Annotated in this window: 13 protein-coding genes and 1 tRNA gene; 3 read left to right on the top strand and 11 right to left on the bottom strand. The window is 40.1% G+C overall.

Translation table 11 applies throughout. The annotated features are described in order from the left end of the window. Window positions 1-378: 378 nt before the first annotated feature. From hupB to Q0V26_RS04015, 6 genes are all read right to left on the bottom strand, one after another. Window positions 379-651 (bottom strand): nucleoid-associated protein HU-beta, encoded by a 273-nt coding sequence (gene hupB / locus Q0V26_RS04040; RefSeq protein ID WP_297478300.1) that lies wholly within the window; start codon window positions 649-651, stop codon window positions 379-381. A 215-nt stretch (window positions 652-866) separates the two neighbouring features. After that, window positions 867-3,239: an endopeptidase La gene (gene lon, locus Q0V26_RS04035; protein WP_297478298.1), complete on the bottom strand. Its 2,373-nt coding sequence runs from the start codon at window positions 3,237-3,239 to the stop codon at window positions 867-869. Window positions 3,240-3,436: 197 nt separating this feature from the next. After that, on the bottom strand, window positions 3,437-4,720 hold the full coding sequence (gene clpX, locus Q0V26_RS04030) for an ATP-dependent protease ATP-binding subunit ClpX (RefSeq protein WP_297478296.1): 1,284 nt from the start codon (window positions 4,718-4,720) through the stop codon (window positions 3,437-3,439). Window positions 4,721-4,830: 110 nt separating this feature from the next. Further along, on the bottom strand, window positions 4,831-5,454 hold the full coding sequence (clpP, locus tag Q0V26_RS04025; RefSeq protein ID WP_080157990.1) for an ATP-dependent Clp endopeptidase proteolytic subunit ClpP: 624 nt from the start codon (window positions 5,452-5,454) through the stop codon (window positions 4,831-4,833). Between the two features lie 104 nt (window positions 5,455-5,558). Next, window positions 5,559-6,857: a trigger factor gene (tig, locus tag Q0V26_RS04020; protein ID WP_297478292.1), complete on the bottom strand. Its 1,299-nt coding sequence runs from the start codon at window positions 6,855-6,857 to the stop codon at window positions 5,559-5,561. Window positions 6,858-7,291: 434 nt separating this feature from the next. Beyond that, window positions 7,292-7,368 (bottom strand) — tRNA-Arg (locus Q0V26_RS04015). 349 nt (window positions 7,369-7,717) lie between these two features. On the opposite strand from Q0V26_RS04015, the gene folD reads away from it, so the two are divergent. Next, entirely contained in the window at window positions 7,718-8,575 is an 858-nt protein-coding gene (folD, locus tag Q0V26_RS04010; protein WP_297478291.1) for a bifunctional methylenetetrahydrofolate dehydrogenase/methenyltetrahydrofolate cyclohydrolase FolD, read from the top strand. Window positions 8,576-8,651: 76 nt separating this feature from the next. Here the strand turns inward: folD and rfaH are convergent, their stop codons facing one another. Further along, window positions 8,652-9,155, bottom strand: coding sequence for a transcription/translation regulatory transformer protein RfaH (gene rfaH / locus Q0V26_RS04005; protein WP_297478289.1), 504 nt, complete (start codon window positions 9,153-9,155; stop codon window positions 8,652-8,654). Window positions 9,156-9,604: 449 nt separating this feature from the next. On the opposite strand from rfaH, the gene Q0V26_RS04000 reads away from it, so the two are divergent. Further along, the gene (locus Q0V26_RS04000; RefSeq protein ID WP_297478287.1) at window positions 9,605-10,996 is read left to right on the top strand and encodes a peptide MFS transporter; all 1,392 of its coding nucleotides are present in this window, start codon (window positions 9,605-9,607) and stop codon (window positions 10,994-10,996) included. Between the two features lie 68 nt (window positions 10,997-11,064). On the opposite strand, the gene Q0V26_RS03995 is transcribed toward Q0V26_RS04000, so the two are convergent. Then, window positions 11,065-12,114: a response regulator gene (locus Q0V26_RS03995; RefSeq protein ID WP_297478285.1), complete on the bottom strand. Its 1,050-nt coding sequence runs from the start codon at window positions 12,112-12,114 to the stop codon at window positions 11,065-11,067. A 326-nt stretch (window positions 12,115-12,440) separates the two neighbouring features. On the opposite strand from Q0V26_RS03995, the gene Q0V26_RS03990 reads away from it, so the two are divergent. Continuing rightward, window positions 12,441-13,325, top strand: a complete 885-nt coding sequence (locus Q0V26_RS03990; protein ID WP_297478284.1) for a LysR family transcriptional regulator — start codon at window positions 12,441-12,443, stop codon at window positions 13,323-13,325. Window positions 13,326-13,626: 301 nt separating this feature from the next. On the opposite strand, the gene purF is transcribed toward Q0V26_RS03990, so the two are convergent. The 3 genes from purF to Q0V26_RS03975 all read right to left on the bottom strand — a co-directional run. Next, a complete protein-coding gene (gene purF, locus Q0V26_RS03985) occupies window positions 13,627-15,144 on the bottom strand; it encodes an amidophosphoribosyltransferase (protein WP_297478282.1) in 1,518 nt (505 codons plus the stop codon). A gap of 86 nt (window positions 15,145-15,230) precedes the next feature. After that, complete coding sequence (gene cvpA, locus Q0V26_RS03980) at window positions 15,231-15,722, bottom strand: colicin V production protein (RefSeq protein ID WP_297478280.1); 492 nt, start codon at window positions 15,720-15,722, stop codon at window positions 15,231-15,233. A 64-nt stretch (window positions 15,723-15,786) separates the two neighbouring features. Beyond that, a partial coding sequence (locus tag Q0V26_RS03975) for an SPOR domain-containing protein (RefSeq protein ID WP_297478278.1) occupies window positions 15,787-16,157 on the bottom strand: 371 nt, incomplete at its 5' end.

Raw genomic sequence — 16,157 nt, 5'->3', positions numbered from 1 at the left:
ATCAAATTAATGCACACTGCTACTGACATCACCATGATGACTGCACCATACTATTTACTACATGTTATACAACAACAACTGAATAGCTACTGCTATATCGATACTCTTGTTTTAATTAACTTGGCTCTATCAATATAGATAACCTGTGACCGATAAGCCACATACAGCATAGAGAATTGTTACATAAACGCAATTAAACAACGCGATGATGAATATCTCACAAGATATTTGTCGTAGTCTGTTGCTATGAGGCTATTTTATGTAAAAAAAACGCATCAACCGATGCGCTTTGATTGTACCGAGTAAGTATACCCTTTCCGGTAGCAATTTTTAAGCCATGAAAACATGACAACATAATGGCACAATGGCCAATATGTTTTAGTTTACAGAATCTTTAAGCGCTTTACCTGGTTTAAAACCTGGAACTTTTGCCGCTGCAATTTGGATCTCTGCACCTGTTTGTGGGTTACGGCCAGTACGTGCTGCACGCTCACGAACAGAAAAAGTACCAAAACCAACTAATGCAACTTGATCACCGCTTTTTAGGGTTTCAGTTACAGTTTCAATGAGGGCATCAAGAGCACGGCCAGCAGATGCTTTAGAAATATCAGCACTTTCTGCGATTTTATCAACTAGTTGGGTTTTGTTCACAATTAGATCCTCTGAATGAACCTTGATTACACGCGATAGTTAAGTCTGTATTCGCGTAAAGAGTAATCAAATAAAAAATATTATTGCTTTGATAGCTCATCATAATCAACTATCAAGGCTTAAAATTAGTTCGCATAATGCGGATTAGATATACCTTATAGCCACACAAAAAAACGCTGACAAGTTTTTTACTCTTGAAAGCGTTTTTTCTTTAATTAATTTAGCTCTAGGTCACTATTTTGTACATTGACTAACTCAATGCCTGTTGGATTATTCTGCAATGCCAACATGAGTACTTCATCAATCCAACGCACTGGACGCACTTCCAAATCAGCAATAACATTCTCTGGAATTTCTTCTAGATCACGTTCATTTTCTTTTGGAATTAACACCGTTTTAATACCACCACGGTGAGCGGCTAATAGTTTCTCTTTCAAGCCACCAATCGGTAATACTTCACCACGTAACGTGATTTCCCCCGTCATTGCAACATCAGCACGTACAGGGTTACCTGTTAAGCTTGATACCAATGCAGTGCACATTGCAATACCCGCACTTGGGCCATCTTTAGGTGTTGCACCTTCAGGTACGTGAACATGAATATCACGCTTTTCATAGAAATCACTCGCAATACCTAAACGCTCAGCGCGACTACGTACTACTGTCATTGCAGCTTGAATAGACTCTTGCATTACATCACCTAAAGAACCGGTGTATGTAAGCTTGCCTTTACCTGGCATAGCTTCTGTTTCGATAGTTAATAAATCACCACCGACTTCTGTCCACGCAAGACCTGTCACTTGACCGATACGGTTGCTTTCGTCAGCTTTACCGTAATCACAACGCTGCACACCTAAATAATCTTTAAGATTATCTTGGCTAATAGAAACGTGTTTAATGTCTTTGTTCAACAAAATTTCTTTCACAGCTTTACGGCATAGCTTAGAAATTTCACGCTCAAGACTACGTACACCCGCTTCACGAGTATAGTAACGAATAATCCCCATTAATGCAGAGTCTTCAATCGTTAACTCACTTGACTTTAATCCGTTACGTTGAATTTGCTTCTCAAGTAAATGATTTTTCGCAATGTTCAGTTTTTCATCTTCGGTATAACCAGAAAGACGGATCACTTCCATACGATCAAGTAATGGCCCTGGAATATTCATTGAATTCGAGGTTGCCACAAACATGACATCTGATAAGTCGTAGTCAACTTCTAAGTAATGATCGTTAAATGAACTATTCTGCTCAGGATCTAAAACTTCAAGTAATGCTGAAGCAGGATCGCCACGCATATCAGAAGACATCTTATCAATTTCATCCAATAGGAATAGTGGATTTTTCACTTCCACTTTTGCCATTTTCTGAATTAATTTACCAGGCATTGAACCAATGTAAGTACGGCGATGACCACGGATTTCCGCTTCATCACGTACGCCACCTAATGCCATGCGCACGTATTTACGTCCCGTTGCAGCAGCAATAGATTGACCTAGCGAGGTTTTACCAACACCAGGAGGACCGACAAGACAAAGGATAGGGCCTTTAAGCTTATTAACACGGCTTTGAACGGCTAAATATTCAAGAATACGTTCTTTAACACGGTCTAAACCATAGTGATCAGCATTTAGAATCTCTTCAGCTTTCGCTAAATTCTTCTTCACTTTAGACCGTTTGTGCCAAGGCACGCTCAGCATCCAATCGATATATCCACGAACAACGGTTGCTTCGGCTGACATCGGTGACATCATCTTTAATTTTTGCAGCTCTTGCTCTGTTTTTTCACGCGCTTCAGCTGGCATCTTTGATGCTTCAATCTTTAACTTTAACGCTTCAAATTCATCTGGCGCGTCATCAAGCTCACCCAACTCTTTCTGGATAGCTTTCATTTGCTCGTTAAGATAGTACTCGCGCTGACTTTTCTCCATCTGCTTTTTAACGCGTCCACGGATACGTTTTTCAACTTGCATCAGATCAATTTCAGATTCCATCATTGCCATCAAGAACTCTAAACGCTCTGTGATATCAACAATTTCAAGCACTTTTTGCTTATCCGCTAATTTCAATGGCATATGTGCTGCGATGGTGTCAGCCAAACGCGCAGCATCATCAATGCCATTCAACGATGTTAATACTTCTGGTGGAATATTTTTATTTAGTTTGATGAAGCCTTCAAACTGGCTTATCGCTGTTCGAACGAGAGCTTCTTGTTCACGCTCATCCATTTCTGGCGTAACCAAAAACTCAGCATTAGCCGTAAAAAACTCATCATCAGCCAGATCTTCAACTTTGGCACGTTGTTGGCCTTCAACCAACACTTTGACTGTACCATCCGGTAGTTTCAATAACTGAAGAATCGTTGCAATGGTACCAACATCATAAAGATCAGCGATCGACGGTTCGTCTGTGGCTGCTTCTTTTTGAGCGACCAACAGAATCTGTTTATTGTTTTCCATTACCGACTCAAGGCAACGAATTGATTTTTCCCGGCCCACAAACAATGGAATAACCATATGAGGGTATACCACTACATCACGTAGAGGTAGAACCGGGATCTCAAGGCGCTCAGAACGCTCCAGGTTCATATTCTTCTCTCTTCCTGTCCATACTAATCGTATTAAATAACTCGGCTGGATACAGCATAGTTATTTAATACGATTAGAGTTAGCTTATATTGAGTATATGGGGGTAAAGCATCAAGTTTCAATGTATGAAATGTCAGAAAATAAAAAAGGAGGCAAAAGCCTCCCTTTTTTAGCTTTTATACGCAGATATTGAGTACTTACTCAGCACTAGCCGTTTCTTGTGGTTCTGTATTTTCGTAAATCAGTAATGGTTCTGACTCACCGTTAATTACAGACTCATCAATCACAACTTTACTCACACCAGCTAGAGACGGAAGCTCATACATAGTATCAAGTAATACTGCTTCAACAATAGAACGTAGGCCACGAGCACCTGTCTTACGCTCCATCGCTTTTTTAGCAATAGCAATCAACGCATCATCACGGAATTCTAATTCAACATTTTCAAGCGCTAATAATGCTGCATACTGTTTAGTAAGGGCATTTTTAGGCTCACGTAGAATTTGAACTAACGCATCTTGGTCAAGTTCACCAAGTGTTGCAGTAACAGGTAGACGACCGATGAATTCAGGAATTAAACCGTACTTCACCAAATCTTGTGGTTCAACTTTCTTAAACAAATCACTCAGTGTATCTGTTTGATCTTTTGAACGAACATCAGCACCAAAACCGATGCCTGTACCTGTTGCTACACGTTGCTCAACAACTTTATCAAGGCCTGCAAATGCACCACCACAGATAAATAGGATCTTAGAAGTATCAACTTGTAAGAACTCTTGTTGAGGATGCTTGCGACCACCTTGTGGTGGCACAGAAGCAACGGTACCTTCGATTAGCTTCAGCAATGCTTGCTGAACGCCTTCGCCTGATACATCACGTGTAATTGATGGATTATCCGACTTACGTGAAATCTTATCGATTTCATCGATGTAGACAATGCCGCGCTCGGCTTTAGCTACGTCATAATCACATTTTTGTAGCAACTTCTGAATGATGTTTTCAACGTCTTCACCAACATAACCAGCTTCAGTTAATGTTGTTGCATCAGCCATTGTAAATGGAACATCAAGCATACGCGCTAGTGTCTCAGCTAATAATGTTTTACCACTACCAGTTGGACCAATAAGTAGGATGTTACTCTTACCTAATTCAACGCCATCACTATTTTTATCGCCATTGCGTAGACGCTTATAGTGATTGTATACAGCAACAGCCAACACTTTTTTAGCATGTGATTGACCGATGACATAATCATCTAAGTTGTCACGAATTTGTTGCGGTGTCGGCAGCTCGTCGCTATCGCTTTTTGTCATTACTTCTTTTATTTCTTCGCGAATAATGTCGTTGCATAAATCAACGCACTCATCACAAATATAAACAGAAGGACCAGCAATTAGCTTGCGAACTTCATGCTGACTTTTGCCACAGAAAGAGCAGTAAAGTAGCTTGCTACTACTTCCCTCTTTTCGCTTATCTGTCATTCGCTAACCTCTTTATTGGGGTATCCCATCATTGTCTTGTCTTGAGTGTATAACAAGTCGACTTATTTTGCTTTACTAAACCCGCATCGCGAATTGCAAAATAACACAGTTTAGTCACGCTTACTCAATACAGCATCAACAAGACCGTACTCTACTGCCTGATCTGCAGACATAAAGTTATCACGATCTGTATCACGCTCAATAATTTCTAATGGTTGACCAGTATGTTCAGCCAATAAGCCATTCAGACGTTGTTTAATCGTTAGAATTTCTTGTGCATGGATTTGAATATCCGATGCTTGGCCTTGGAAGCCACCTAGTGGTTGGTGGATCATGACGCGAGAGTTAGGTAGACAATAACGCTTACCTTGAGCACCGCCAGCCAATAGGAATGCACCCATTGAACATGCTTGGCCCATACATACTGTACTAACATTTGGTTTAATAAACTGCATGGTGTCATAGATAGACATCCCCGCTGTTACTGAACCGCCTGGAGAGTTAATGTAAAGGAAAATGTCTTTGTCTGGATTCTCTGACTCCAAAAATAGCAACTGGGCTACAACTAAGTTAGCCATATGATCTTCAACCTGACCGGTTAAGAAAATCACACGCTCTTTTAGGAGACGGGAATAAATATCGTAAGAACGCTCACCACGAGAAGTCTGCTCGACCACCATAGGTACCAGCGCATCCATAATCGGTGACATGCCGTTTTGTGCTTGGTAGCTCATAATCTTATTTCCCTAAAATAAATGGCCCGAATGAAAGTATTCACACGGACCATTGTTAGCAGAAGACTTGAGATAATTCAAATCTCTACAGCAATTTCAGTAAATTAAGCAGCAGGATTCATTAGATCGTTGAAGCTAACTTCTTTATCTGAAACCTGAGCTTTAGCTAGAAGTGCATCAATTGCTTGCTCTTCTAGAGCAACGTTACGCATATTGTTCATTAGCTGCTCGTTGCTTGCGTAGTATTTAACTACTTCAGTTGGATCTTCGTATGCAGAAGCCATTTCAGCGATGATTGCGTTAACACGCTCTTCGTCTGCTGCTAGTTCTTCAGCTTTAATTACTTCACCAACTAATAGACCAACAACTACACGACGCTTAGCTTGCTCTTCGAACAATTCACGTGGTAGTTCAGGCATATTCTTAGCATCGCCGCCAAAACGTTGTGCAGCTTGCTTACGTAGTGCTTCGATTTCTTGATCGATAAGCGCTGCAGGAACAGTGATGTCGTTTTGCTCAACAAGACCGTTAAGAACTTGATCTTTGATACGACCTTTAACAGCTTGCTTAAGCTCACGTTCCATGTTCTTACGAACTTCAGTCTTAAGACCTTCAACAGAACCATCTTCAATGCCAAACTTAGCAACAAACTCTTCAGTTAGTTCAGGTAACTGTTGTGCTTCAACTTTATGAAGAGTGATAGCAAACACTGCTGACTTACCTTTTAGGTTTTCTGCATGGTATTCTTCAGGGAAAGTTACTTCTACAGTAAATTCGTCACCTGCTTTATGACCAACAACACCTTCTTCGAAACCAGGGATCATACGACCTTGGCCCATAGCAAGTGCGAAACCTTCAGCTTTACCGCCGTCGAATTCTTCGCCATCGATAGTACCAACGAAATCGATAGTTACACGGCTATCAGCTTCAGCTGCTGCTTCAACGTCAGTCCAAGTAGCTTGTTGCTTACGTAGTGTATCTAGCATGCCGTCAACGTCAGCATCAGTTACTGTAACAACTGGCTTCTCAACAACAACTTTGTCTAGACCAACTAGTTCGATTTCAGGGAAAACTTCAAAAGAAGCTTTAAATACTAGATCTTTGCCTTCAGCCATTTCTACTGGAGTAAAAGTTGGCGCGCCTGCTGGATTGATCTTTTCTTTAACGATAGCTTCGATAAAGTGGCGGTGCATTACTTCACCTAGGATGTCTTGACGTACAGAAGCGCCAAACATTTTAGCAACCATCTTCATTGGTGCTTTACCTGGGCGGAAACCGTCGAAACGACGAGTTTTAGCAATTTTACGTAGTTCAGCAGCAACAGCATCTTCGATGTTTGCAGCAGGAACTGTAATAGTTAGGTGGCGTTCTAGACCTTCAGTGGTTTCAACGGTAACTTGCATTATATTTAACCTCAAAACTTACTCAGCTTTTCTGAGTGGTGTTGCCGAACAGCCATTTACTGACGGTGGCATCCTTTCATGTTACAGCTCGAAAACCATAACGCCTAAATTCTTTCATCAAGATTCTGATAGTAGGTCACCTACTTATCAGAGCGCGCTATTATAACGACACGTAAGCGTGACGTCGAGGTAGATACCTTTAAACGCGAGCGATCTCTTTAACTGCCTTACAAGATAGGGGCTAGAAATATCATTTCAAGGGGAAAAATGAAAATAATCGCTTTAAAACCCTTTTTTTTAGTTTAAATGTCGGAAAAACGAGCTAATTAGGAAAAATTTCAACAATAGTAGAATAGAAAAATAGTCGTGAAATAGATCTAATACTAGAAAATAGGAGATTGATGAATCAAAGAAATGATAATGAAGAGAAGAGATGGTACGCCCTGCAGGATTCGAACCTGCGACCACATCCTTAGAAGGGACGTGCTCTATCCAGCTGAGCTAAGGGCGCATCATTGTGTAGCAAGGAGCTACGAGGCAGGATTATACGTAGCTGTAAGGTAAGGTCAATCCCTTTACTCTATTTTTCCGATATCAAATGGCTAACTGGTTAAATATACAACAAAAACACCCTATTTAAGCAAATATTTCAAGCAAACCACGTCAAACATTCCTCCTCTTCCCTACTGATAATTTCTTTCGGCAACATTCTTTTTATTCGTCATTTTCTACTCTTACCTTAATTCTTGATTCAATTTCAATATATTATCAAATAGCAAACGTTTGCTTAATGGTAATTACATTTGTAATCTGCCACAATATCAGCGTTGATACGTTAACCAACACAACAAAGGATCACCATGAGCGCTCAAATTATTGATGGGAAAATCATATCCCAAACTGTACGACAAGAAGTTGCTGCAAGAGTCAAAGCTCGCACCGATGCCGGATTACGCGCACCTGGGTTAGCGGTTGTTCTCGTAGGTCAAGATCCTGCCTCGCAGATTTACGTTGGTAGTAAACGCAAAGCGTGTGAAGAAGTTGGCTTTATTTCAAAATCATACGATTTACCCAGCACAGCATCTGAGCAGCAATTACTCGATTTGATTGATGAACTCAATCAAGACCCCACAATGGACGGTATTCTCGTGCAATTACCGCTACCTGCGGGTATGGATAGCACACGAATTCTTGAACGCATCGATCCAGAAAAGGATGTTGATGGCTTCCACCCTTATAATGTCGGCCGTCTTAGCCAGCGTATTCCTAAATTACGCTCATGTACGCCAAAAGGGATTATTACGTTATTAGAGCGTTACAATATAGAAGTACGTGGTAAGCATGCAGTAATTGTCGGTGCATCGAACATTGTTGGACGTCCAATGACATTAGAGCTTTTGCTGGCAGGTGCAACAACAACAACTTGCCATCGTTTTACACAAGATCTTGAAGGCCATATTCATCAAGCTGATATTTTAGTAGTTGCAGTCGGTAAACCTAATTTCATTCCTGGAGATTGGATTAAACCTGGCGCAACAGTCATTGATGTAGGTATTAATCGCCTTGAAAATGGCAAGTTATGTGGTGATGTTGAATTTGATGTCGCTTGTCAGCGTGCAAAGCATATAACTCCAGTCCCTGGCGGTGTAGGACCAATGACGGTAGCAACCTTAATTGAGAATACATTGCTAGCCTGTGAACAATATCATTCAGCGTAAACATATGCACAAAGAATAGTGCGAATAATGGGATATACAAAAAGCGAGTAGCAACATACTCGCTTTTTTGTTGCTGTTAATATTTTTTTTTCACTAAGTCGGTATTTTCTATACTGACTTTTACTTGTTTACCCAGCAAATTAATCAGCATAAATGAGCGTTTTTCACCATCCGGCTCATGATAAATAGCATCAAGACCTTTAAATTTACCTTGCTCTAAGATTAATTTATCCCCTTGCTGAGGTAATGATTCAAACATATCTTTATATGAATCATTATCTTCATTGAGCATCAAATTATAAACAAGCTCTTCACTAACAATTTGAGGCATTGCTCCCTGACGAATAAAATCTGCGACCCCACGCGTTGAGCGTACCGTAGTAAAACTTAATTGTTCAGGATCAAAAGTAACAAAAACATAGCTTGGGAATAACGGCTCATAGCATTCACAACGTTTACCACGAACAATTTTTTCTACCACAACCTGAGGGTAATAACATTCAGCCCCTTGACGATCAAGATTTATCACTGCGCGTTCTTGTTCACTACGCTTACAATAAAGTAGATACCAATCTTTCATTATCCCCCCAATAAAATGTTAACTTTCATTAGTATATACCAAAATTAATACTGATTTACATCTATCATCATTAGCTCTATTTAAGGAGGTAACTCACTGCATTTATATTCTATATTGACATACTAATACGATATTATTAGCTAATATTTACCTTCTCAATTGTAACATATATGAATATTCTCAACTGATGATATAACCAACCAGTACGAACCGTGAAAACAATACAAAAAACTAATTCTCAATTATAGAATAGTGTAAGATATAGCTTTACAGAATGAAATTTGATTTTTCATAACTGGACGTTAAATACACAATTACTTATTTATCAGATGTTTATAATGTTTTATCATTGTTTGTTAAATGTAAAAACTTGCAGTTAAATATATTGTGCTTTATAAACCTACATGAATGAGCAAACACACACTAATTAAAATAAAATAGAGAATCCTATGAGTCATAATAGTAGTGGTACCCTCCTGGGCCACCCAAAAGGCTTGTTCCTTTTATTTGGAACAGAGCTATGGGAACGCTTTTCTTATTACGCTATGCGAGCAATTCTGGTTTTATATCTAACAGATAAAACCATTAATGGTGGTCTTGGGTGGACCACAGAAGAAGCGCTTAACTTATACGGTATCTACACTGGCTTAGTTTACTTTACTCCTCTTATTGGTGGTTGGATTGCCGACAACATTTTAGGTCAACGTCGCTCCATTATTATTGGCGGCGTATTAATGGCTATTGGTCAATTTACACTAGCCTTACCGCATAGTGTGGTTGATCCCCATGCCGTTACTACTTTCTACATCGGCTTGGCATTCCTTATTGTAGGTAACGGTCTATTTAAACCCAATATTTCAACTATGGTCGGTGACTTATATTCTGAAGGAGATAACCGTCGTGACGGTGCTTTCACTATTTTCTACATGGGTATCAATATTGGTTCATTACTTGCGGGTGTTATTGCAGGTACAGCATCTGCTGTCTATGGCTGGAAAGCAGGCTTCCTATGCGCAGGCATCGGTATGCTAATGAGTTTATTAATTCAAGTTTTCTTTGCTCAACGCTATTTAGGCGATATCGGTACGGTACCAGCAGCCGTACGCGACGCAGCAAAAAATGCAAGTGGTAAAAAAGAACCACTGACGAAAATTGAACGTGATCGTTTAAAAGTAATTTTAGTGATGTGTACTTTTGTTATCGTATTCTGGGCTGGCTTTGAACAAGCTGGCGGCCTGATGAATATTTATTCTCAAGAATATACTGACCGTATGATTGGTAACTTTGAAGTACCAGCAGCATGGTTCCAATCACTGAATCCATTCTTCATTATTCTATGTGCACCGCTTCTTGCTGCGCTATGGGTTAAAATGGGGAAAAGTGAACCGAATTCACCGGTTAAATTCGCGTTAGCAATGTTCTCTCTTGCACTGGGCTTTGCTTGTATGATCGGTGCTGCACTAGAACAAAATGGTGATGTAACCGTAAAAACATCAATGATGTGGCTGGTCGGTGCTTACTTCTTCCATACTATTGGTGAGTTATGTCTATCACCAATTGGTCTATCAATGGTAACTAAATTAGCGCCATTACGCCTAGCATCATTAATGATGGGGGCATGGTTTGGTGCTAACGCAATCGCAAACTACATCGCAGGTGTTGTTGGTGCAAGTATCGGTCAAGCAGGTCCATTAGCAATCTTCTCTGGTATTGCGATCACTGCGGTTGTTGCAGGCGTATTACTATTGTTATTCTCTAACAAGCTAATCTCGTGGATGCACGGTGCAGAAGACGCAGTGGATAATGACAGCGAGACAAAACCACAACCAGCTAATGCTTAATTGTGATATAAAATAAAAAGGGAGATGCAGCGATGCATCTCCCTTTTTTGTATTTCAATATTATAAGATTATATAACCGTCTCGAAATTAACACTAAAATTAGCATGTTCAATATCACAAAGAGATAATCGTCCCCCAAGATCAGACATAGGTAAAATAGCAAGTGGATTATCACAGGCTCGATCACCTAACCACTGCCCTGCGGTTATCATTGCACACTGCTCACCCACTTGTAACTTTCCACCAAGCCCTGCCGCAATAAGATGCAATTGTTTCTCTGCTAAATTGAACACACCAAATAGGCCTTTTACTGGCGTCGCATAACCAGAGTACTGTAAACCTAATTCAATTTGAGTCACTAAGTGCTGTACACTACTTAGATAATTGCCTTGCTGGCGTAAAAAATCGTTAAAACATGCCCTAATTAATAATGCCGTTGCCGTGCTATTTTCACCGCCAGAACTGGTATCTACCATATAGAATGCCAGTTGACCGTCAATTAACCAGATATAATCAAAGATGACAGGCGAGATCTCTGCTGCTTGTAACGCCCGATAACTTAGCTTCCAGCGTCCGCAGCGAGATTGAAGGTCCGGCATTAACCCCATTAATAATTCACGGGCAGCCTGAGGGTTATTTTTTAATTCTGAAATATGCCATTGTAATTCTTCTTCAACTAAACCCGAATCATCGCCACCGACAACCCAACGCTGAGAAAAATCTTGCTGTTTTTGTCTCGCACTATCTTGCATTTTTAATGCTGACACAATAGATGACTTCAGCATCATAATATTATCAATAGGTTTAATTAAAAAATCTTTAACCCCTAACCGTAATGCTTGAGCGACATCAGTCATGTTGCCAGTACCCGAAATGACAATTACGGGTATCATTGGATATTGCAGTGCAACTTCTTCAACAAACTCCATTCCCGTCATGACTGGCATCGACAAATCACATAATAGTATATCTGGAATCTCATCTTTTAGAGCTCTTAGCCCAATTAAGCCATCTTCTGCTTCTCTCACGTGGCAGCCTTGGCTATTTAAAAAACCAACAAGCATGGTGCGAAACACAGGATCATCTTCTACGATAAGTATGTTTTTCCCTTTAAGCAAAAGTCTCTCCTTTTTCATGACTACGTCTATGAGTGTATAAGCTAAATTTAGCAATACCAATTACGATCACCAAATTTTATTATATGGATATATTTCACGCATGTGCTATCACTAAGTATAGAGAATAAATTAATTGCTCATAACTGTTTATATTTAACCCTCAAACATAGAGATGTTAAAACTTTGAAAAATTCATAAAAATCCATCTCAGATCAATAAACATAGCGCATAACATATTTTTATTTAAAATACATAACAAAAGGGGGTGATTTTGACTCGTTTTGTTATACAATTACCCATTATCAGTTTTCACAAATGACTTTGATATGAAACTTGACGATCTAAACCTATTCCGCATGGTTGTGGAAAATGGTAGTTATACAGCTGCATCACGCAAGACACAGGTTCCCGTTGCGACGCTAACTCGTCGCATCCAAGCACTTGAAGAAGGCCTTAACATTCGCCTTTTGAATCGTCATGCTCGTAAATTGTCGCTGACTGAAGCTGGTCAGAAGTTTTATCATGACTGTGCGCCACTATTACAACAGTTACTTGATACTACAGAGCATATCAGTGAAGAGTGCAAAGGCGCAGCAGGTAAACTACGCATTGCTGCACCAGCCAATATCACCAAGGTAATGCTACAGCCATTGTTAACTGCATTTATGCAGGAACATCCAGCGATCAGTATTCAGTTATTTATGAGCAATGAACCCGATCAACTTGATCCAACCGACTGGGATGTTATGTTCCGGGTTGGCCCTCAACGCGATTCAACCCTTATTGCACGTCGCATTAACGAAGTAAAAGATATTCTAGTCGCAAGTCCTGATTATCTTAAGAAGAACCCAGAACCTAAGCATGCTCAGGATCTGCATGAACATACGCTATTAAAAGGTAATCCGCTGTTACGCTGGCGCTTAACCAACCAAAATGGCGAAACAGTTACAATTAACGAACGCGCACGCTTTGAAGCAAGTGAACTCAATGTCATTCGTAAAGCATGTAGTGCAGGCCTAGGTATTACACTAATGCCAAACGTAATGTTAGAAAAATACATTGCAGCAGGTGATGTGGTACAGGTACTTAAAAACTGGTCAGCTAACCCACGTGACGTATATTTGATTTATAACCACCGTGATTACCAACCAGAAAAACTACGTCTATTTATTGATTTTGCAAGTCATTACTTTGACCTTGAAAAACACTAATTAGTCCCAAACAAAGAAAAAATGCCGCCAAATAAATTAGGAGCGGCATTTCCATTTTCCAAGTAATCTTCGCCATAAAACCAATATCAACCGACTCCCCTCTATTTTTTCTTATAAATCACAATCTATGATGAAGTGATCAAGTTCATTAAGCCACAAGAAGACCTGACTGCTCTTATACCCGAGAATGTCTCAATAGATAAAGACAGATAAGGCATCATGACTTAATTGCGCACTTACTTATCAAAAAAAAAGCGACAGATATTAGTCCATCGCTTTTAGCGTTATTTCATCTGTAAAATTACATGCCTTCGTTATATAGCTCAAGGTTTGCTAAATCTTGTTGTAATTCAGACTGTAATTTTGAATCTTCATTACGTAACGCATCAAGGTAATCAAGATAGTGTTGATCAACATCACCAGTCACATAACTGCCATTAAATACTGATGTTTCAAATAATGTAATATCAGGATTACCTTCAGCTACCGCTGCCACTAAATCAGTTAAATCTTGGAAAATCAGACCATCTGCACCGATTAATTTACCAATTTCATCCACTTCACGACCATGCGCAATTAACTCATTAGCACTTGGCATATCAATACCATAGACGTTTGGAAAGCGAACCTCAGGCGCCGCTGACGCTAAATAGACTTTATTTGCACCGGCATCACGCGCCATCTCAATGATCTGCTCAGACGTAGTACCACGAACAATTGAGTCATCTACCAGCAATACATTTTTATCTCTAAATTCAGAACGAATCGCATTTAATTTACGACGGACTGATTTACGACGCATCTGCTGACCCGGCATGATAAACGTACGGCCAACATATCTATTTTTAACAAATCCTTGGCGATAAGGTTTATCTAACGTACGCGCAATTTCCAGTGCACTATCACATGAGGTTTCCGGAATGGGGATCACAACATCAATATCAATATCAGCCCATTCACGCTTGATTTTTTCGCCTAGCTTAGTGCCCATCGCTAAACGCGCGCCATAAACCGACACTTTATCGATAAAGGAATCTGGACGTGCAAAATAGACAAACTCAAACACACATGGGTTAAGCTGTGGATTAAGTGCACATTGCTGCGTATGAAGCTCACCATTAAAGGTAATATAAATCGCTTCGCCAGGTGAAACATCACGTATAAAATCAAAACCAACCGCATCTAAGGCCACCGACTCTGACGCAACCATATACTCTATTTGGCCGTTTTCTTCGCGCTTACCTAAACATAATGGCCGAATACCATTAGGATCACGAAAGGCAATTAAACCATGGCCGATAACTAAAGCAACAACGGCATAAGCCCCTTTTACTATGCTATGGACATCGCTTACAGCTTTAAATATATCATTCGGACTGATTGGATAGCTTTGACTCTGTGCTAGTTGGTTGGCAAGCACATTTAGTAAAATCTCCGAATCAGAAGTTGTATTAACGTGACGCTTGGTTTGTTCAAATAAGGTCTCTCGAATATCCGCAGCATTGGTTAAATTACCGTTGTGCGCTAAAGAAATACCATAAGGAGAGTTCACATAAAACGGCTGAGCTTCTGAGACACTAGAACTCCCTGCCGTTGGATAACGCACATGTCCAATACCCACATCACCTTGTAAGCGCTGCATATGTTTAGCTTCAAAGACATCACGAACTAAACCATTCGCTTTACGCAGACGGAAACGATTGCTTTCTAAGGTACAAATACCAGCAGCATCTTGGCCGCGATGCTGCAACACTGTAAGTGCATCATAGATAGACTGGTTTACCGGGGTTGATCCCACGATTCCAACAATACCACACATTCCCTTAATCCTCGTTCTGCATAAAATAACAGCTGCTGACGTTACCGTTTTAAACAATAGCGTCAGCAACCGCGGTTAATCTTGCACTATTTAATGCTATGTAAAAAGCTAGAGCTTTCTTTGATATATTCGAAGAACCATTCTATTACTGCACCAAATTGAGGTATTAACTCAGATTTTTTCCACCATTCTGAGCTAGATAAACCAGTAAAGGTATCAATAAAGAACAATACTGCGGCCACAATAAGCACGCCACGAACTGCACCAAAAACAACACCTAAAACACGATCAGTGCCAGACAAACCTGTTTTCTGCACTAATTGACCGATAACATAGTTTACCACTGCGCCAACAATCAATGTCGCAATAAACAGCACGGCAATCGCACTACCATTACGCAACATTTTGTCATTGAAGTTAGTAAAATAAACCGCCAATTCAGTATAAAAATTACTTGCGACAAAAAACGCAGTAAACCAAATCACTAATGACAGTGCTTCTTTAACAAAACCACGGACCAAGCTCACCATTGCTGAAAAGCAGATCACGCCCAGTATTACATAATCAATCCAGATCATTTTTGTTATTGCTCGTTTTGTTGATGGGTATTCTAACAGAAAAAACGCTTACGCAAACGTTTACCTAAGGGTTTGTTGCATCAAATCGGTTCAATTTACCATTTAGACCAGTAATTTTTTTCAATTCTGCAATTTGCCCCGTTAGCTTCGCTTTTGAGACATCAGGACCCACAATCACCTTTACATATTGACCAGGTTTAGCATTTCGTGGGATTAATTGTGCTCGATAACCATTCAAGCGCAGTTTTGCAAGCAAAGCATTCGCGTTATCAAAATTACCAAACGTACCCATTTTAATCACCCATGCAGAACTTGTTGTCGCAGGTTTCTTTATAACTGGTTTGGTTTTTTCAACTGGCTTCACTACTGGCTTCACTACTGGCTTCACTACCGGCTTCACTACCGGCTTCACTACCGGCTTCACTACCGGCTTCA

The organism is uncultured Photobacterium sp. (assembly GCF_947039875.1).
Classification (GTDB): Bacteria; Pseudomonadota; Gammaproteobacteria; order Enterobacterales; family Vibrionaceae; genus Photobacterium.
This window is presented reverse-complemented; position numbering and strand designations above follow the sequence as displayed.